Source organism: Rhodococcus sp. ARC_M5 (assembly GCF_022810405.1).
GTDB classification, from domain to species: Bacteria; Actinomycetota; Actinomycetes; order Mycobacteriales; family Mycobacteriaceae; genus Rhodococcoides; species Rhodococcoides navarretei.
Map to the genome: position 1 here is coordinate 133,827 of NZ_JALGQE010000012.1, position 19,159 is coordinate 152,985.

General features: G+C 65.9%; 17 protein-coding genes. 12 read left to right on the forward strand and 5 right to left on the reverse strand.

Translation table 11 applies throughout. The annotated features are described in order from the left end of the window. Positions 1 to 84 precede the first annotated feature (84 nt). On the forward strand, positions 85 to 1,326 hold the full coding sequence (locus MTX34_RS18585; protein ID WP_374230312.1) for an AI-2E family transporter: 1,242 nt from the start codon (positions 85 to 87) through the stop codon (positions 1,324 to 1,326). Here MTX34_RS18585 and MTX34_RS18590 read toward each other — a convergent pair. Further along, positions 1,308 to 4,316 (reverse strand): AAA family ATPase, encoded by a 3,009-nt coding sequence (locus tag MTX34_RS18590; RefSeq protein WP_243610348.1) that lies wholly within the window; start codon positions 4,314 to 4,316, stop codon positions 1,308 to 1,310. The two genes, MTX34_RS18585 and MTX34_RS18590, sit on opposite strands and share 19 nt — an antisense overlap. Next, positions 4,313 to 5,503 carry an exonuclease SbcCD subunit D gene (locus tag MTX34_RS18595; protein WP_243610349.1) on the reverse strand — a complete coding sequence of 397 codons (1,191 nt, stop codon included), beginning with the start codon at positions 5,501 to 5,503 and terminating at the stop codon, positions 4,313 to 4,315. Before MTX34_RS18595 ends, MTX34_RS18590 begins: the two co-directional genes overlap by 4 nt. A gap of 123 nt (positions 5,504 to 5,626) precedes the next feature. Here MTX34_RS18595 and MTX34_RS18600 point away from each other — a divergent pair, with 123 nt between their 5' ends. Both MTX34_RS18600 and MTX34_RS18605 read left to right on the forward strand, forming a co-directional pair. After that, a complete protein-coding gene (locus MTX34_RS18600) occupies positions 5,627 to 6,793 on the forward strand; it encodes a DNA recombination protein RmuC (RefSeq protein ID WP_243610350.1) in 1,167 nt (388 codons plus the stop codon). 20 nt (positions 6,794 to 6,813) lie between these two features. Further along, entirely contained in the window at positions 6,814 to 7,983 is a 1,170-nt protein-coding gene (locus tag MTX34_RS18605; RefSeq protein ID WP_243610351.1) for a DUF6542 domain-containing protein, read from the forward strand. Positions 7,984 to 8,065: 82 nt separating this feature from the next. Here MTX34_RS18605 and MTX34_RS18610 read toward each other — a convergent pair whose 3' ends face one another. Beyond that, positions 8,066 to 9,073, reverse strand: coding sequence for a 4-hydroxy-3-methylbut-2-enyl diphosphate reductase (locus tag MTX34_RS18610; RefSeq protein WP_243595994.1), 1,008 nt, complete (start codon positions 9,071 to 9,073; stop codon positions 8,066 to 8,068). A gap of 123 nt (positions 9,074 to 9,196) precedes the next feature. Here MTX34_RS18610 and MTX34_RS18615 point away from each other — a divergent pair, with 123 nt between their 5' ends. Genes MTX34_RS18615 through MTX34_RS18625 form a run of 3 tightly spaced genes read left to right on the forward strand, consistent with a single transcriptional unit; the run spans position 9,197 to position 11,309 of the window. Beyond that, positions 9,197 to 9,814, forward strand: a complete 618-nt coding sequence (locus tag MTX34_RS18615; protein WP_243610352.1) for a lipid droplet-associated protein — start codon at positions 9,197 to 9,199, stop codon at positions 9,812 to 9,814. Next, positions 9,811 to 11,073: an exodeoxyribonuclease VII large subunit gene (gene xseA, locus MTX34_RS18620; RefSeq protein WP_243610353.1), complete on the forward strand. Its 1,263-nt coding sequence runs from the start codon at positions 9,811 to 9,813 to the stop codon at positions 11,071 to 11,073. The genes MTX34_RS18615 and xseA overlap by 4 nt, the downstream gene beginning before the upstream one ends. 14 nt (positions 11,074 to 11,087) lie before the next feature. After that, positions 11,088 to 11,309: an exodeoxyribonuclease VII small subunit gene (locus tag MTX34_RS18625; protein WP_037191413.1), complete on the forward strand. Its 222-nt coding sequence runs from the start codon at positions 11,088 to 11,090 to the stop codon at positions 11,307 to 11,309. Here MTX34_RS18625 and MTX34_RS18630 read toward each other — a convergent pair. After that, positions 11,306 to 11,878 carry a DUF4245 domain-containing protein gene (locus MTX34_RS18630; protein WP_243610354.1) on the reverse strand — a complete coding sequence of 191 codons (573 nt, stop codon included), beginning with the start codon at positions 11,876 to 11,878 and terminating at the stop codon, positions 11,306 to 11,308. The two genes, MTX34_RS18625 and MTX34_RS18630, sit on opposite strands and share 4 nt — an antisense overlap. Before the next feature lie 135 nt (positions 11,879 to 12,013). Between MTX34_RS18630 and glpX the strand changes: the two genes are divergently transcribed. The 4 genes from glpX to MTX34_RS18650 all read left to right on the forward strand — a co-directional run bounded on the left by glpX (position 12,014) and on the right by MTX34_RS18650 (position 15,955). Beyond that, a complete protein-coding gene (gene glpX / locus MTX34_RS18635) occupies positions 12,014 to 13,054 on the forward strand; it encodes a class II fructose-bisphosphatase (RefSeq protein WP_243595998.1) in 1,041 nt (346 codons plus the stop codon). A 47-nt stretch (positions 13,055 to 13,101) separates the two neighbouring features. Continuing rightward, on the forward strand, positions 13,102 to 14,502 hold the full coding sequence (locus tag MTX34_RS18640; protein WP_243610355.1) for a class II fumarate hydratase: 1,401 nt from the start codon (positions 13,102 to 13,104) through the stop codon (positions 14,500 to 14,502). Positions 14,503 to 14,627: 125 nt separating this feature from the next. Then, positions 14,628 to 15,116 carry a helix-turn-helix domain-containing protein gene (locus MTX34_RS18645; protein WP_243610356.1) on the forward strand — a complete coding sequence of 163 codons (489 nt, stop codon included), beginning with the start codon at positions 14,628 to 14,630 and terminating at the stop codon, positions 15,114 to 15,116. Next, positions 15,113 to 15,955 (forward strand): IS3 family transposase, encoded by an 843-nt coding sequence (locus MTX34_RS18650; RefSeq protein WP_243610357.1) that lies wholly within the window; start codon positions 15,113 to 15,115, stop codon positions 15,953 to 15,955. Before MTX34_RS18645 ends, MTX34_RS18650 begins: the two co-directional genes overlap by 4 nt. Before the next feature lie 76 nt (positions 15,956 to 16,031). On the opposite strand, the gene MTX34_RS18655 is transcribed toward MTX34_RS18650, so the two are convergent. Beyond that, the gene (locus MTX34_RS18655) at positions 16,032 to 16,889 is read right to left on the reverse strand and encodes an acyl-ACP desaturase (protein ID WP_243610358.1); all 858 of its coding nucleotides are present in this window, start codon (positions 16,887 to 16,889) and stop codon (positions 16,032 to 16,034) included. Between the two features lie 130 nt (positions 16,890 to 17,019). On the opposite strand from MTX34_RS18655, the gene MTX34_RS18660 reads away from it, so the two are divergent. Both MTX34_RS18660 and MTX34_RS18665 read left to right on the forward strand, forming a co-directional pair. Then, entirely contained in the window at positions 17,020 to 18,612 is a 1,593-nt protein-coding gene (locus MTX34_RS18660; RefSeq protein WP_374639998.1) for a serine hydrolase, read from the forward strand. Beyond that, complete coding sequence (locus tag MTX34_RS18665) at positions 18,609 to 19,016, forward strand: limonene-1,2-epoxide hydrolase family protein (protein ID WP_243610360.1); 408 nt, start codon at positions 18,609 to 18,611, stop codon at positions 19,014 to 19,016. The genes MTX34_RS18660 and MTX34_RS18665 overlap by 4 nt, the downstream gene beginning before the upstream one ends. The last annotated feature ends 143 nt before the right edge of the window (positions 19,017 to 19,159 follow it).

A 19,159-nucleotide genomic window follows, 5' to 3' on the forward strand; every position in this document is an offset into this window, starting at 1 on the left:
CAGGTGGCGGTGGCCCACGGCCGAACGGTCCCGGGCGTTATGGTTCTTCACGAACCGCCAACCGCCGACTGTGAGGACCCCACCGTGACCGAATCGGCAGTTCCCGGTAGTACGTCGAAGTCCGAGAAGCCCGGCAGTGATCGCGGTGACCTCATCGGGGTCGGCGGTCTGTGGCTTGCCAAGTGGTCGCTCATTCTCATTTCGATCGCTGCCGGAGCGTGGGTACTGGGCTGGCTGATCGGCCACCTCTGGGTGATCCTGCTGCCGGTTCTGCTCGCTGTCATCGTCGCGACGGTGCTGTGGCCGCCGGCGAAACTGATGATGCGTCTGGGATTTCCTCCCGCACTGGCCGCGTCGGTATCGCTCGTGGTGTTCTTCGTCGTCATCGGCGGCATCATCACCCTGATCGTTCCGTCGGTCGCCGAACAGGCCCCCGAGTTGGTGGACCAGGCGTCCGGCGGTATCGCGCAGGTTCAGGACTGGTTGAAGGGGCCGCCGCTGAACATCGGCGACGACCAGATCGACTCGGCGGTATCGGCGATCGTGTCTCGGCTACAGGACAGCGGGGAGGTCATCGCCACCGGCGTCTTCACCGGCGTCTCCGCGGCCGGCTCGCTGTTGGTCACTCTGGCGCTGGTGTTGGTGCTGACGTTCTTCTTCGTCAAGGACGGCCCGAGGTTCCTGCCGTGGCTGCACGGGTTCTCCGGTGGCCGCGCCGGACGCCACCTGGGCGAGGTGCTCTCACGGATGTGGGCGACGCTGGGCGGATTCATCCGAACTCAAGCCATCGTCAGTTTCATCGATGCCTTCTTCATCGGACTCGGACTGGTCATTCTGGGTGTTCCGCTGGCGCTGGTGTTAGCGACCCTGACGTTCATCGGTGGCTTCATCCCGATCGTCGGTGCGTTCGTCGCAGGTGCTCTCGCGGTACTGGTCGCCCTGGTGGCGAACGGGCTGACGACTGCGTTGATCGTGCTCGCCATCATCGTTGCGGTCCAGCAGTTGGAAGGCAATGTGCTGCAGCCGATCCTGCAGAGCCGCAGCATGAACTTGCACCCGGCGATCGTGCTGCTGGCCGTGGCGGGCGGCAGCTCACTGTTCGGCATCATCGGCGCGTTCCTCGCCGTCCCGGCGGCCGCAGTGGCCGCTGTGCTGATCCGGTACCTGTCCGAGCAGATCGACGAACGCTCGAACGAACCGGATCAGGACGAACTCGAAGACGAAATCCCGCCGCCCGATGGGCTGACCGAGGAGCAGGCCGGTCTGGACGACGAGGACGAGTCGAAATCCGACAAACCTGCTTCAGGTCAGGACGCGACGACCTGAAGGGTGGATCCGGAACGCTCCCGCTTGACGTAGAGGCGGCTGGGAATGCGTTGCCGCATCTCGTCGACATGGCTGACCACGCCCACGACTCGTCCGCCTGCACGTAGTTCGTCGAGAACCGCCATCACGGATTCGAGCGTGTCGGCGTCGAGTGTGCCGAATCCTTCGTCGATGAACATGGTGTCGAGGACGACACCGCCGGACTCGGCGGCCACGACGTCGGCCAGGCCCAACGCGAGCGAGAGCGACGCGAGAAACGCCTCACCGCCCGAGAGTGTCTTGGCCGAGCGCACGACGCCGGTGTAGTCGTCCCTGATGTCCAGTCCGAGACCACCCCGTTTTCCGCGGACGCCGGCCTCGTCGGAGTGCACGAATTCGTAGCGCCCCGAGGACATTCGACGCAGCCGCGCGGATGCGGACTCGGCCACGTCCTCGAGCCGCGACGCGAGTACGTAGGAGCGCAACGACATCTTGCGCGCATTCTGCCCCCGACCTGCCACCACGTCAGCCAGGTTGGCGAGTTCGTCGAATTCGGCGCGTTGTGGCGCGATGGCCTGGGCGGCGGTGAACAATTCGGCGATCAGGCGTTCCAGGTCGTCTGCGCGCCTTCGGCTTTCCGCCACCGTCGCAGCAGCAGCCCGGACCGCGTCGTCCAGCTCGGCGCACGCCTGCTCGAGCGGTTCCAGGTCCACCGGCGGTCGACCTGCCACGTCCACGATGGCGGGCTCGCGCAGCACGTGCTCGGCATGCGCACGCGTCTCCTCTGCGGTGCGCAGTTCGGTCTCGATCTGCTCGACGCGGTCGGCGGCCAGCACTGCCTCGGCCGCTGCGTCGACCGACTCGAAGTTCGACGCCTGTACCCGTCGGTCCAGTTCGGCTGCCAGTGCATCCGCCCGCACGGTGGCGTCGAGCCAGGCGATGCGCGCTTCCTGAATTCGCCGGGCACCGTCGATCAGGTTCTCTCGCTCCGCGATTCGATCTGCCAGCGACGCGCCCTCGTTCACTTCCTCGGCCACCGACGCCCGCATCTGCGCCAGCGATTCCTCGGTAGCCGAGATGCGTTCGTCCACGGCACCACGCGAGGCAACGAGGTCGTGGAGCGTGACCGTCAGCGCCTGCGACTCGCTCCGCAGTCGGTTCAGTTCTGCGGTTGCCGGTTCGACATCGACGGCCCGCGCTCGGGCGTCCTGCACTGCAGTGGTTGCGGCATCGAGCATCTGGGTCAACTCCGCCGCGGAGACCCCGCCGGTACGGTCGTGCAGCAGGTCGACGCCACGTCGCGCTTCCGCAACCTCCGCGACCGCTCGATCGAGCGCAGCGGCAGCCTTGCGTTCTGCGGCAGCGGCCTTGTCTTCCTGTGCCTTGGTCACCGTCGACGTGGACGCTGCAGCGGGATGCGGGTGCACCTCCGATCCGCACACGACGCACGGCTCCCCCGCCTCCAGACGGGCCGCCAGCTCGGCCGCCATCCCGTCGATGCGTCGCTCACGGAGATCGAGCAAATGCTCCCAGGCCGTGTTGTGCGCTGCCGCGGCGGCGTCGCGGGCACGTTCGGCCTCGGCCAGAGTCGCGCGCTGACGAACCAATTCGAGTGCAGACTCGGCCGCCGCGCGGGCCCGACCGCAGCGCTCCTCCAGGCCCGGCAACTCTGCCGCAGCCGAGGCGGCTCGGGCCATCCGTGATTCGACCGCCGCGATCTTCTCGGGCACGGAGGCCTGCGACTGCACGGTGCGCTCGATCGCCGCCGCGGTGGTGCGTTGCTGCGCGCGGTAGTCGGCGAGAGTGCCGTCGAGTCGGTCGGCCTCGCGGGCAAGACCGAGCAGCGACTGCAGCCGAGCGACATCGGTGGTCCAGTCGCGCACGAACTGCGCGACGACAGCGCGCTCGTCCGACGGATCGGTCGGCGCGGGCGGCCAGTGCAGTGCAGCGTGAAAGCGCTGCCCCTCCGCCGTTGTCGGTAGGCCACGCTCCGCCGCCGCGAGTGCGGCGGTGGCCGCGTCGGTGGTCAGGCGTGCGAGGCGAAGGTCTCCGGCCGCGTCCGCGATCGGTCCTGCGGCCGCGGAGTCGGCGAGCTCGGTTCTGCGCGCCAGTCGTGCCGCCTCGCCCTCCTCGTAGTGCGCGAGTTGACCCTCGGCGAGAGCGCGTCGCCGCTGCAGATCGAGAACGGTGGTGGCCTTCGCCAGGGCTGCCGACGCACGCCGAGCTGCCGCGTCGATCAGCACCGCCCGGCCCTGCGCGAGGGTTCGATTCTGCCGGGCATCGTCCAGGACGTCGGCCGCCCACTCGAGTGGATCGGGCTGTTCGCTGTCCTCGCTCGTGGGCTCGGGCTCTCCCGACGCCTGCGATACGCGCCCCAGCATGATGTCGATGGCGTGGTGGGCGTCGGCGAGTTCGGCGGCGAGCTCCCGGCGGCGCTGCGCGAACCACTCTTCGACGTCACCGAATCGGCCTGTGTCGAAGAGTCTTTCGAGTAGGTTTCCGCGTTCGTCGCTGTCGGCTCGGAGGAATCGCGCGAACTCGCCCTGCGGCAGCAGCACCACCTGAAAGAACTGGTCGGCGCTCATCCCGAGCAGCGCATTGACGGCATCACCGATCTCATTGAGCCGGGTGAGGTTCTGCCCGCGGCCGTCGAGCCAGGTGAGACTGGCTTTGGCGTGCTGTTTGGTAGTACCCGTGCTTCGAAGCTTGGGCCGCAGGAACTCCGGGCTGCGCACTATCCTGATGCGTCGCCCACCGAGCGTGGCCTCCAACGTGACCTGTGGAACCGCGCCCTTGGCTGCGTGATCGGACAGCAGTCGCTTGCCCTCGCGACGGGCTCCGGGCACGGTTCCGTACAGCGCGAACGCCACGGCGTCGAGCACCGTCGTCTTGCCCGCTCCGGTGTGGCCGTGCAACAGGAAGAGCCCGTCTGCTCCCAGCGCATCGAAGTCCACCGTCTCGGTGCCCGCGAAAGGGCCGAAGGCGGTGATCTCGAGTGAATGCAGCCTCATGCGGCACCGCGGCCGGCGGCGGTGGCCGGCCCGCGGGTGGTCTCGGCCTCACGGTGGACGGAGGCCAGAGCGCGAGCCAGGAGTGCGGACTCCGCTGCCGTCGGCACACTGCGCATATCCGTCACGAACGAAGTGGCGATGTCGAGATCGCTACGGCCGCGCACGCGGTCACGGTAGCGAAGCTCGCCGGACCCCTCCGGGCGACGCCATTCCAGGTGGATCGCATGCGGGAAACGCTGCTGTAGCAAGCGCATTGCGTCGACCGGACGTACCTCGTCGGTGAGCACGGCGGAAACGTAATGATCCTCGAACTCGGAATACGCTGTGCCCGTTGTCAGTTCCTCGACGGTGCCTTCGATACGGGCGAGTCCGCGCACCACCGGCAGGTCAACTCGCTCTACGCTGCCGAGCCCGTTCGCGTCGAGGTCGAGAATCCACACCGCCTTGCGGTGCGACCGCTCGCCGAACGAATAGGGCAACGGCGAACCGGAATACCGCACCCGGTCGGTCAGTGTCTGGGGGGAATGCAGATGTCCGAGCGCCACGTAGTCGACCCCGTCGAACGCCGACGCCGGCGCGGTTTCGATGCCGCCGGAGGAGATCGACCGCTCCGAGCCGGTCGCCTCACCGCCGACGATGAATGCGTGGGCGAGCACGACCGAGCGAAGGCGTTGCCCTGCTTCACTTCTCGCAGCGAGGTCGCCGCGCACCCGATCCATTGCGGCACCGAGCACGTCGGAGTGAGTACGTGCGGTGGGAACGTCGAGTTCGAGGCGCGTGGTTTCTGGCTCGAGATACGGAATCCCGTAGAACGCAACGCCGCCGTGCTCGTCGTCGATGACGACCGGGGTGGCGACGTCGCCCACCCGGGTCATCAGATGCAACCCGCCGGCCGAGGCGAAAGCAGCGCCTGCGCCCAGCCGTGCGGGTGAATCGTGGTTTCCCGACGTCGCGACGATCACGGCACCGGCCGCACGAATCGCCTCGAGCCCGCGGTTGCAGACCAGGACGGCATCGGCACTGGGAACAGCGCGGTCGTAGATGTCGCCGGGCACCACCACCACATCGATCGATTGTGCCGCAACCAGTTCCGCGATGGACGCCAGCACAGCGCTCTGATCGGCCAACAGGTCGACACCGTGAAAGGTGCGACCGATGTGCCAGTCCGAGGTGTGCAGGATTCTCATACGGACGACGCTATCGGGAACCACCGACAAACTCCTCGAGGTGCCTCGGCCTGTCGGACGTGAGCTGCTGTCCACAGCCTTCGAGAACCGAAGTTGTCGGTACCGTCCTGCATCATCTGCCCCATGAACATTCTCACCGCGTTCGGCCTGCTCGTCGCCCTCGGTATCGGCGCGGTCGTCGGCTGGTTGCTGCATGCCTCCCGGATGGGCGATCGTGCCGTACGAGCCGAGGCACAGCTGTCCGCGCTGCGTGAGCACGAGAGCATGCTTCGGCAGTCGCTCAGTGCGGTCAACGAGGATTCGGCGCGGCGCAATTCGACCGTCATCGGTCAGCAGGTCTCGCATCTGGTGGAGCCCTTGCACGACGCCGTCGATGCTCTCTCCGAGCACGTACGGCAGGTAGAGCACAACCGCATCCGGGCGTATGCGGGGCTGTCGGAGCAGGTCACCGGTATGCATCGCGCGTCGATGCATCTGTCGACGCAGACCGGTCAGCTGGTCACGGCTCTGCGCGCGCCGCAGATTCGGGGCAGGTGGGGCGAGATCCAGCTCGAGCGCGTCGTCGAGCTCGCCGGCATGGTCAAGCACTGTGATTTCGACACTCAGGTCGGCAAGGACGGCATCCGACCCGACATGATCGTGCGTCTCGCCGGCGGTCGACAGATCGTGGTCGACGCCAAGGTGCCGTTCGCGGCCTACCTCGACGCCGCTCAGGACGAGGAACCCGGCACGCGCGAGAAGAACCTACGTCGCCATGCCAAGCAACTGCGCACCCACATCGATCAGTTGGCCGACAAGGCGTACTGGCAGGCATTCGAACCGACGCCGGAGTTCGTCGTGCTGTTCGTTCCCGGCGACCCGTTTCTCGACGCGGCGCTGACGTCGGACGCCGGTCTGCTGGAGTACGCCTTCGGCCGGAACGTGATCCTGGCCACCCCCACCACCCTGGTCGCGCTACTGAGGACCGTCGCGTACACGTGGAAACAGGAGTCACTGGCCGAGGACGCTGCACGCATCCAGCAGCTGGGACGTGAGCTGTACACGCGTATCGGCGTCGTGTCGACACACCTGGACAAGCTCGGTGCGCACCTCGGCAAGGCCGTCGAGTCCTTCAATTCCACCGTCGGGTCCGTCGATACCCGGGTGAGCGTGACGGCAAGAAAGCTGCACGAGCTCGAGCTGTTCGACGCCGAGCCGGTGGACATCGCCCGAGTGGACGAGCGACCGAAACTGTCCGATTCGTCCCGCTACCGGCACGACTTCGGTCATGTCAGCGATGCAGTCGGCTGAACAACGGCTAACCTCGGGGGGTGTCTACCTCCCAACGTGCCCGCTCCGGGGTACCGCTGGATCACCGATCCATCCTCGCGACTCTGCCCGGCGTACCTGCATGGGGTGCCGTCGCGATCGCCGCGGGACTGACCTTTCTCGGATTTCTCGTCGATGCCGCCCGCGGTACCGAGCTGACCGGTGCGTTCGCGTTCATGTACGTCCTGGGCTGCATAGCAGGCGTTCTTCTCGTCCGTTTCCGTGGACTGTTCACGGCGATGGTGCAAGCCCCACTGATTCTGTTCGTAGCGGTGCCGCTGTCCTACCAGTACTTCACCGACAACGCCGGCACCGGACTCAAGGACATCATCCTCAACGTCGCCATCCCGCTGGTCAACCGCTTCCCCTTGATGCTTCTCGGCACCCTGGTGGCCGTCGGACTCGGAGCACTGCGCATCGTTCTCAAACGGCAGAACACGCATGCCCCCGCACAACGACGCAGCCCGAAGCTCAGCGACGACAAGCCCACCAGAGCACAGCGACGAGCACAGGAAGAGCGCCCCGAACGATCTCGCAGGCGAACAGCCGCAGCCGATCGCACCCCCGACTCTGCGGCCGAGGCCACCGACATCGTGCCCGGGCCGTACGTCGGTCGCAGAAGCACCGATTCTCGCCCGCGCAACGCCACCGACCCTCGGTCGACCTCTCGCCCCGGCTCGCGTGGCACGGCTGATTCACCGGCGACTCCGCGCCGCTCGTCTGCACCGACATCGCAGTCGCGATACGCCGCCACCGACTCCCCTCGGCAGGACCGCAAGCCCGAACACCAGACGCCGGAGTACCCGCGAGCGCAGTATCCGCAGGCACAGCCCCGGCCGGCACAGTCACGTGAAACACAGTCACGTGGAACACAGTCGCGTGAAACACAGCGGCCGCAGCCGTCCGAGTCGCGCTACGGATCAGAGCCTCGTCATTCCGGCCAAGCCCGGTATTCGACCGAACCTCGTCGCGAGCGGTCTGCCCGGGTTCACGCTCCGCGCGAGGTGGCGGATCCCTACAGCACCGGACCCCGGCCCGTCGTGACTCCTCGGACGAGCGCCTCCTCCGCAGACGACAGCCAGGGCGATCACGCTCTGCCCACTCCGCATCGGGACGACATTCCCCCGCATCCGGTGCCGCGGGTTCGCTACCGCGACCGTCCCAGCGACTAGGCCGCACGAGAAACGCCCCGTATCGGTTCCCTCACTTCTGGGCAGGGGTTCCGATACGGGGCGTTCTTGTGGGGCCTTGCCACTAGCGAGCGGGGCGCAGCTCGCGGGGTAGGGAGAACACCAGAGTCTCGTTTGCCGTGGTGACCGGCTGTACGTCGGCGTAGCCGTGCTCGGCGAACAGTTCGATGACGCCCTGCACCAGAATCTCGGGAACGGACGCACCCGAGGTGATGCCGATCGTCTCGACCCCGTCGAGCCAGGCCAGATCGATTTCCTTCGCGTAGTCGACGAGGTAACTCGCCCGCGCACCGGCACCGAGCGCAACCTCGACCAACCGCACGGAGTTCGAGGAATTCCTGGAGCCGACGACGATCACCAGATCGCATTCCGGTGCCATTGCCTTCACCGCGACCTGACGATTCTGGGTGGCGTAGCAGATGTCGTCACTCGGCGGGTCCTGCAGCGTCGGGAAGCGCTCACGGAGCTTGGCGACCGTCATCATCGTCTCGTCGACGCTCAACGTGGTCTGGGACAGCCAGATGACCTTGTTCTCGTCTCGGACGGTGACACTGTCGACCGAATCGGGGCCGTCGACCAGCTGAATGTGTTCGGGAGCCTCGCCTGCGGTGCCCTCGACCTCCTCGTGGCCCTCGTGGCCGATGAGCAAAATGTCGTAGTCGTCTCTGGCGAAGCGCTTGGCCTCCTGGTGCACCTTGGTCACCAACGGGCAGGTGGCGTCGATGGTGCGCAGGCTGCGGTCGGCAGCGGAGGCGTGCACCGCAGGTGAGACGCCGTGCGCGGAGAACACCAGCAGCGATCCCTCGGGAACCTCGTCGGTCTCCTCCACGAACACTGCGCCACGGTCGGACAGCGTCTCGACGACATGTCGGTTGTGCACGATCTCCTTGCGCACGTACACCGGCGCACCGTGCTGCTCCAGCGCTTTCTCGACGGTCTCGACCGCTCGATCGACACCCGCGCAGTAACCCCGAGGCTCTGCGAGCAGCACTCGTTTACCCCCGGCGTACGAGGACTTCCCCGCGCCGGCGGAGTGTGCAATACCAAGATTCAGAGGAACAGCCGAAGACATACCTACCAGGATACGTGCACCCAGCACGCCTGCCTCGCTTCCGGCGTCCTCCAGCCCCCGCTGCGAGGGGTCGTACCGCCTGTCGGCTACCCAAAGTTCACCGTTTCGGGCAGTCTGGTGCACATGACTCGAGTCCCCTTTGCAGCGCGTGTGGCTGCAGGCGTCGCCGTGACCGTCGTGGAAGAGGCTCGCAAGCTTCCCGGTTCCGCCCTGATGCTGCCGATGACGGTCGTCAGCGAGGCACTGGCGCGCAGCATGCGATTCCAGCAGCAGGTGACCGCGTTGGCCATCAAGGGCGATCTGGTGATCGCGAGCCTCCCGGTCATCGGGACCCCGAGCGAGCAGCAGCCTGCCTGGGCCAGCTTCGACGAGGACGGGGACGAGGCCTCGGTCACGGAGTCGATGTTCGACGCCGCTGTCATCACCGATGACGTCGACGTGCCCGACGCACCCGTTGCCGAGCCCGTCGCGGCGAACGGCCGCTTCGCGCTGTACTCGACGCCTCCGCTGGACGAGCCGGTCCAGGACACCGCGGCCAAGCGCGGTCCCGCAGCAGACAAGCCCGAGATCGTCGAGATGATCGACTTCGACACCCTCGCCCTTGCTCAGTTGCGCGCCCGTCTGCGCACACTCTCGATCGAGGAACTCGAAACACTGCTCGACTACGAGAACGACACGCTCTCCCGCGCACCCTTCCAGACGATGCTCGCCAACCGCATCACCACCGCCAAGGCCAAGTGAGCACTCCCCCACCCCAGTCCGGTCCCACCCAGCCGGGTGCAAGCACCGCCGAACAGCCATGGCCGGTGCGTACCGTCGCCATGAAGGTCGCCGGCTGGATCGACAAGCTCGGCTCCATCTGGGTCGAGGGCCAGCTCACGCAGATCAACGCTCGTCCGGGCACCAGGACGGCCTTTCTGACGCTGCGTGATCCGTCGGCCGACATGTCGTTGTCGGTGACGTGTTCGCCACAGCTGCTCGACCGTTCTCCGGTTCCACTGACCGAGGGTGCGCGCGTCATTCTCTACGGCAAGCTGTCGTTCTTCACCGGTCGAGGGACGATTTCGCTGCGCGCCACGGACATTCGCGCTGTTGGCGTCGGCGAACTCCTCGCCCGCATCGAGCGGCTCAGAGCCCTGCTCGCCGCCGAGGGCTTGTTCGACCCACGCCTCAAGCGTCCGCTGCCGTTCCTGCCGGGCACCATCGGCTTGATCACCGCTCGCGCCAGCGCGGCCGAGAAGGACGTACTCACCGTCGCCCAGAGGCGTTGGCCTGCGGTCCGATTCGAGGTTCGCAACACTCCGGTCCAGGGCCCGCAGTCGGTGCCGGCGATTCTGGACGCACTGAAGGATCTGAACGACGACCCCGGCGTCGACGTCATCATCCTCGCCCGCGGCGGCGGTAGCGTCGAGGACCTGCTGCCGTTCTCGGATGAGGCTCTGTGTCGCGCCATCTCTCGGGCGACGACGCCGATCGTCAGTGCCATCGGCCACGAACCCGACAGCCCGCTCAGCGATCACGTCGCGGATCTGCGGGCCGCAACCCCTACCGATGCCGCCAAACTCGTGGTGCCCGACGCCGTCGCCGAACAAGCCCTCGTCTCGGAACTGAGGTCGAGAAGCGCTGCAGCGCTGCGTAATTGGGTCGAGCGCGAGGCGCGCGGATTGGACATGCTCCGACACCGGCCGGTGCTGGCGGATCCACTGGCCTCGCTCGAGCAACGTCGCGAGGAGGTTCGACGCCTCCTCGACGCCGCCCGACGCGACGTGCAACGCGAACTCACCACCCAGGACACACTCGTCGAACATCTTCGGGCGCGGCTGTCGACGTTGGGACCGGCTGCCACACTGGCTCGGGGCTATGCCGTCGTACAGCGGGTGGTTGCGGGTTCGGATCCCGAGGTACTGCGTTCGGTCGAGGACGCGCCACCGGGTACACAGATCAGAGTGCGGGTGGCCGACGGTGCCGTCACCGCCGCAGTCATGGGACGAGTCAGATGACAGAAGGAGTACGGATGAGCGAGAACGACAAGCCGGTATCGGAATTGGGCTACGAAGAGGCCCGCGACGAACTCGTGGGTGTGGTGAAGATCCTCGAGCAAGGCGGGCTCGATCTCGACGCCTCCCTGGCCCTGTGGGAGCGAGGGGAGCAGCTGGCCACTCGCTGCGAGGAGCAACTCGCCGGTGCCCGCAAGCGTATCGAGACCGCGCTCGCGAGCACCGAGAAGGACAGCTAGGGCGCGAGCGGTTCGGTGACTTCCAGAGACTCTGCGAGCGTGGTGAAGTCCTCCGTGCTCGCGGTGCCGCCCAGCAGGATTCGCACGTCGCCGAAGTCCGAGACCCAGTACGTCCGCGAACCTTCCTCGCCGTAGACCACCCAGTCTCGACCCGACACGCTCTGCGCGCCCGACGCGTAGACCGTCTCGTCGCCTGCCACGAAGGGAACCAGCACGTCCTCGACGGCGCTGGTCTGGGTCAGCTGGAGATACGCACCCGATCCGGTGATGTATCCGACAGTCGACACCGGTCCGCCGTTGTCGCCCGAGATCGTTGCGCTACTGCCCGAATTCGGCGTCCAGTCCTCGGGAACGACCGGATTGCGCACCGGAAAGCCGATCTGCGATGCGTCGTACTGCAATGCGGTATCGATGTCGAAGTTCGGAATGGGCCCCTGCTTGGGCCCGCCGGGGCTCAGCGAGCACTGACTGGCGATACCCGCAATCAGCAAACATGCGATGACCAGCGGAATGAGCGACCAGACCATGTCGCGGCTGTTGTTGAGAATCCGAGGTTTGCTGTTTGCCACCTCACCAGTATCCCCTGTGCGCGGCAGTGCTCGGTCGGCGCGTGCCTCACACCCGACCCGACCCCACCGCGGACATCACAGAAGTGAGATAATCGCGCCTGGGTAACACCCCACCAACCAGGAGGCTACAAACCGATGACGGCCAGCACCGAGTCCACTCGCGCCATGGCGCCAGATCGCAACCTCGCACTCGAACTCGTACGCGTCACCGAGGCCGGTGCGCTCGCCTCGGGTCGCTGGGTCGGTCGCGGCGACAAGGAAGGTGGCGACGGAGCTGCGGTCGACGCCATGCGTCAGTTGGTCAGCTCGGTCTCGATGCGTGGCGTCGTCGTCATCGGCGAGGGTGAGAAGGACGAAGCGCCGATGCTCTACAACGGCGAGCAGGTCGGCAACGGCAACGGCCCCGAGGTCGACTTCGCCGTCGATCCCGTCGACGGCACCACGCTGATGGCCAAGGGCATGCCCAACGCCATCTCGGTTCTCGCCGTCGCCGAGCGCGGCGCGATGTTCGACCCGTCCGCCGTCTTCTACATGAGGAAGATCGCCGTCGGACCCGACTTCGCAGACGTCATCGACATCACCGCACCGGTCGCGGAGAACATCGCCCGCGTCGCCAAGATCAAGAAGGGATCGACCTCCGACGTCACGGTGTGCATCCTCGACCGGCCCCGGCACGCCGAGCTGATCCAGCAGGTGCGCGATACCGGCGCTCGCATTCGACTGATCTCCGACGGCGACGTCGCCGGGGCCATCGCCGCCGCTCGGCCCACCTCACCCATCGACATCCTGATGGGTACCGGCGGAACTCCCGAGGGCATCATCGCGGCGGCCGCCATGCGCTGCATGGGTGGCGCGCACCAGGGCATGTTGGCTCCGACCGACGACGACGAACGCCAGAAGGCCATCGACGCCGGGCACGATCTCGATCGCGTCCTGTCCACCGAAGACCTGGTCTCGGGCGAGAACGTCTTCTTCACCGCGACCGGCGTCACCGACGGAGACCTGCTCCAGGGCGTCCGCTACTCGGGCGGCGGCGCACACACGCAGTCCATCGTGATGCGCTCGAAGTCCGGCACCGTTCGCATGATCGACGCGTACCACCAGCTCAACAAGCTCAAGGAGTACTCGACCATCGACTTCGACGGCGACACCTCCGGCGCCATCCCGTCCTTCTGACCGTCCGCTCGACGAAGTTTCCGCTCCCCTACCGAGGCAAGAGGTCAATGACAGAGAACGAACAGCAGTTCCGGATCGAGCACGACACCATGGGAGAGGTTCGCGTTCCCATCGATGCGCTCTGGCGTGCCCAGACGCAGCGTGCAGTGGAGAACTTCCCCATCTCGGGCCGTCCGCTCGAGCGCACCCAGATCCGCGCGATGGGCCTGCTCAAGGCGGCCTGCGCACAGGTCAACAAGGATCTCGGTCTGCTCGACGGCGCCCTGGCCGACGCGATCGTCGCCGCGGCAACCGAGATCGCCGACGGCAAGCACGACGACCAGTTCCCGATCGACGTCTTCCAGACCGGCTCGGGCACCAGCTCGAACATGAACGCCAACGAGGTCATCGCGTCGATCGCCAAGGCGAACGGCGTCGAGGTGCACCCCAACGATCACGTCAACATGTCGCAGTCCTCCAACGACACGTTCCCGACGGCAACTCACGTCGCCGCCACCGAGGCTGCCGTCACGTCGCTCGTGCCCGCGCTGCGTCACCTGCACGAGGCACTTGTCGCCAAGGCCACCGAGTGGAAGCACGTCGTGAAGTCCGGCCGCACCCACCTGATGGATGCCGTTCCGGTCACCCTCGGTCAGGAATTCGGCGGCTACGCCCGTCAGATCGAAGCGGGCATCGAACGCGTCGAGGCCACCCTGCCGCGCCTCGGTGAACTGCCCATCGGCGGCACCGCCGTCGGCACCGGCCTCAATGCACCCGACGGCTTCGGCCCGAAAGTCGTTGCAGAACTGGTCAAGTCGACCGGAATCGACGCACTCACCGCAGCCAAGGATTCGTTCGAGGCGCAGGCTGCCCGCGACGGACTCGTCGAGGCATCGGGCGCACTGCGCACCATCGCGGTCTCGCTGACCAAGATTGCCAACGACATTCGCTGGATGGGATCGGGACCGCTCACCGGACTCGGCGAGATCGCCCTTCCTGACCTGCAGCCCGGCAGCTCCATCATGCCCGGCAAGGTCAATCCTGTTCTGCCCGAGGCTGTTACGCAGGTCGCGGCCCAGGTCATCGGCAACGACGCCGCAGTCGCATTCGGCGGCGCATCGGGCGCATTCGAGCTCAACGTCTACATCCCGATGATGGCGCGCAACGTGCTCGAATCGTTCAAGCTGCTCGCCAACGTCTCGGTACTGTTCGCAGACAAGTGCGTCGTCGGCCTCGAAGCCAATGTGGAGCACCTCAAGACCCTCGCCGAGTCCTCGCCGTCCATCGTGACGCCGTTGAACTCCGCGATCGGCTACGAGGAAGCGGCCGCCGTCGCCAAGCAGGCACTCAAGGAGAAGAAGACGATCCGTCAGACGGTCATCGACCGTGGACTGATCGGCGACAAACTCAGCGAGGCCGAACTGGACAAGCGCCTGGACGTCCTCGCCATGGCGAAGGTCAAGGACTAGTTTTCCCGTTCGCCCTGCCGGACCCCCTGAACGCGTGAATGGTCCATTGCACCGCCGAGACGTGTGTGCACCGCTCCCCGGAAGTTGGACTGAGTAATTCAGTTCCGACTACCGGGGAGTTTTGTATGCGTGCACGAAGTTCACTTACCGAGGATCAGCGGGTCGCGGCGGTAGCGTTGTTCGAGGATGGTGTGGGTGCCGTCTCGGCTGCTGCGAAGGTCGGTGGCGGGGCAGGCCCAGTGATCTTGCTCTACGACCGGTGGCGGGTTCGAGGGAGGAATGCGTTGGTGGAGAAACCGGATCGACAACACTTCTCGTTCGAGTTCAAACTTGCTGTGGTGCAACGTGTTTTGGCTGGCGAGAACAAGATCGAGCTCGCATGTGAGTACGGACTGTCGTCGGCGAAAATCATCGAGCCCTGGGTCCGCGGATACCGCCGCGACGGCGACGAGGCGCTACGACCGAAGCGCGCGGGACGTCGACCGGCACCGTCGAGTTCTGATCCCGGCGAGGCCAGCGAGCTCGACCGGTTGCGTGAGGAGAACGAGCGGTTGCGCACTCAGGTGGCGTACCTGGGAAAATTGCGGGCCTTGAGGGAACAGGGACGACGGTGAAGGTTCTCGCTGTCATCGCCCTCAAGGCGCAGTACCGTCTCGATGTGCTGCTCGACGTCGCCGGCCTGGCCCGGTCGACGTTCTTCTACCGTCAAGCGCAGTTACGCCGACCCGACCCGAAGGCTGCGCTGAAAGCCGCGGTGACCAGGGCTTTCGAGAACAACCACCGACGCTACGTGCACCGAGTCCTCGTCGACGAAGGGTGGCGGGTGGCGAAGAAGACCGTGCTCGCGGTGATGCGCGAGCTCGGGTTGGCGTGCCGTGTGCGGCACCGTCGACGGTATGTCTCGTATCAGGGTCAGGTCGGGGCGGTCGCGGCGAACATCCTCGACCGTCAGTTCACGGCGGCGACCCCGAACGAGAAGTGGGTCACCGATGTCACCGAGTTCCGGGTCGGGGAGGCGAAGTTGTATCTGTCGCCGGTGATGGATCTGTTCGACCGCCAGATCATCTCGTATTCGATCGGAAAGTCTCCGACGACGGAGTTCACCAACCGTTCCCTGCGGGCCGCGTTGGGCACCCTCGGCGAGCAGGAGTGTCCAATTGTGCACTCGGATCAAGGTTTTCACTATCAGCACTCGTCGTGGCGGCGGTTGCTGGCCGATGCGGGAGCGATCCAGTCGATGTCCCGCAAAGCGAACTGTTACGACAATGCGATCATCGAGAACTTCTTCGGTCACCTCAAAGAGGAGATGTTTCATCACGTCCGATACTCGAACCTCGACGCCTTGCACACCGCGATCGAGGACTACATCGACTGGTTCAACAATGACCGCATCTCGCTACGCCTCGACGGCCTGAGCCCGGTGCGATACCGAGCCCAGGCCCTCGCAGCCTAGGATTTGATTTAGCAGTCCAACCCACGGGGTCCAGTGCAGTGCAATGGACCATTCACGGTTTCGAAAGGGGCGAACCTCAGGCCAGGTGCGCGAGTTCCTCGCGTGCCTTCAGGCCGTCCTCGCCCAGATCGGTGCGATCGAAGATCTTCCAGCCCGCGAGCAGCGGCTTGAACACCTTGTCGCGTTCCTGATCGGCGTCGTAGATTCCGGCTTCGGCGAGGGCGGCGGTGCTGCTGCCGCGGTCGGGGAGGTCGACCTCGGGGATCTTGAATCCGTTGATGCGGTCTGCGATGGCGCGGGCGGCCTGATCGGGCACCACGGCGAAGGCCTCGTCGAGGATGCTGGCGAAGAATGCCGACTGCAGCGCGTCGTCGTCGGCGATCTTGCCGAGGATGGTGGCGAGCACCGGGTCCTTGCCGAGGGCGATGGTGTTGCGGTTCCGCAGCGAGGCTGCCGCTTCCTCGATGGCGAAGTGCGCGAGGATGTCGAGCAGACCCTGGCTGGGCGCATCGAATCCGAGTGTCATGTGCTCCATCCGAACGCGCTCGAGGGCGACCGGGTCGACCGCGCGCGTGAGCACCAGAAAGTTGCGCAGCACGATGGACTGCCGGTTCTCCTCCGAGGTCCAGCGGCCGGTCCACTTCCACCAGGCTCCGAGGCCGGTGAGCGCGTGGGCCAATTCGCGGTGGTACGCGGGCAGGTTGTCCGCCACCAGCACGCCGACCGTGGCGGACAGGATTTCGACATCACTGAGGTGCGACTGCTCCGGCGTCCAGTCCTCGCCGCCGAGGAACGCGAAGTTCTTGCCCTCGTCGAACGGCGCGAGATCGTGGGGATGCCAGTCGCTGGCAGCCTCGATGTGGCGTCGTAGATTCTCTTCGACCGCGGGCTCCAAACGGACCAGCAGATCACCGTCGGACAGGTTCGTAGACATGCGGTAACCGTAGCGCCTGCGCCCGAGCGCCCGACGTCGCGCCCCTGACCATTGTGAATTGTCCTAACGCCCAGGTCGTCGCAGGTCTATTCTCAGGTGCATCCAGTCATCGAAGTGAGGACTCCTCATGATGCGGTCGGGTCGAAATTTTCTGTGTCTTGCTGTTGTGTGCTCGATGGTCGCGCTGGTCGGGTGCTCGAACGACGCACCCACCGCATCCAGTCCCCCGACCTCCGAGCCCTCCCCGCCCAGCGACCTCTCCCCCGGTCAGGTCGCGGGCGTCGATGTTCCTTCCGGTCGCATCGACGAGGCCGTCGGCAAGCTCGACGGCATCACCGAGGAGCTGATGGCGTCGTCGAACATCCCCGGTATGGCCATTGCCATCGTGCACGGCTCGGACGTCGTCTACTCGAAAGGCTTCGGCGTTCGCGAAGTGGGCACGGACGACCCCGTCGACGGTGACTCGGTGTTCCAGTTGGCCTCACTGTCCAAATCGGTCGGTGCGACGGTCATCGCGTCCCAAGTGGGAGCGGGTGTGATCGACTGGTCGACGCCGGTGGTCTCGCAGTTGCCGTGGTTCGCGCTCGACGACCCGTGGGTGACTCAGAACGTGACGGTCGGCGACTTCTATGCGCACCGAAGCGGCCTGCCCGAACACGAAGGCGATCTGCTCGAGGACCTCGGCTACGACCGAAGGCAAATCCTGGAGCGGTTGCGCGAGGTACCCCTCGACCCGTTCCGGTCCACCTACCACTACACCAACTTCGGCATCACGGCTGCGGCCGAAGCCGTCGCCGCCGCGTCGGGAAAGGACTGGGACACGCTCAGCCAGGACACGATCTACGGCCCTCTGGGCATGACCTCGACGAGCTCGTCATTTGCGGACTACATGGCTCGGGCCGATCGGGCCGTACCTCATGTCCTCGTCGACGGCGAGTACCAGGCGAAGTATCAGCGACAACCCGATCCACAGACCCCGGCCGGTGGCGTCAGCTCCTCGGTGAACGATCTCGCGAAGTGGCTGACGATGCTCGTGGCCGACGGGACCCACGACGGCCGACAGCTGGTCGATCCCGACGCCCTCCTGCCTGCCGTCAGCGCGCAGATCGTCTCGAGCCCCTCCGCGACCCCGGATTCACGCGCCGGCTACTACGGCTTCGGGTTCAACGTCTCCACCAGTGCGGCCGGCCGCACGACGGTGAGCCATTCGGGAGCGTTCGCCCTCGGAGCCGGCACCAACTTCGTGTGGATTCCTTCGCTCGACGTGGCCATCGTCGTACTGACCAACGCCGCACCGATCGGTATCGCCGAAACGGTGACTGCCGAGTTCGCGGACCTCGTCCAGTTCGGCGAGGTGCGTGAGGACTGGCGAACGCTGTACAAGAATGCCTTCGCCGGAATGAGTGAGCCGGAGGGCGAGCTCGCGGGCACGACCCGTCCCTCGAATGCTGCTGAACCACAAGCCCTCTCATCGTACGAGGGGGTGTATCAGAACAGCTACTGGGGGCCTGCGACGGTAACGGAGGTCGACCAGAAGCTGACGTTGACCCTGGGCCCCGATGGAACCACATACGAACTGATGCCCTGGGACGGTGACACGTTCACCTTCGAGCCGAGCGGTGAGAATGCACCCGACGGGTCCATTTCCCAGGCGACGTTCGACGCGAATACGCTGACACTCGAGTTCTTCGACGGCGATGGATTGGGGCGGTTCACGAAATGACCGAGACGCAGCAGGCAACCGAGACCGTAGTGGATCTGTTCGACGCGTTGAGAAGTCGAGATACCGAGCGCGCGATGTCTCTCCTCGACGACCGGATCGTGTGGCACAACGTCGGATTACCGAAGGTACGCGGTCACTCGAACGTGGGCAGGTTCATGGCCACGCTTGCCAAGCCTGCGTTCGGCTTCGACGTGATCGTGCACAACATCGCCGCCGACGGAGCTGTCGTCCTCACCGAGCGCACCGACGTTCTGATCTGGCGGCGGCTCCGGATCGAATTCTGGGTGTGCGGAACCTTCGAGCTGCGCGACGGGAGAATAGCCGTGTGGCGAGATTACTTCGACAACGTCGACTTCCTGAAAGGCCTTGTGCGCGGCACATTCCGGGCCGTAGTGGGCCGGTGACCCAGGTGAGCGGAACTTCGTAGTGGGCTACGGGCGGATTCGAGCGGTGGTTGCAACGTGCCTGATCATTAGGGATGTTTGCGATGGTTCACCCGGGTTTCTCTCATCAGGTTCGGATGGCGTTCTGGTCACTGCGTAGCAGT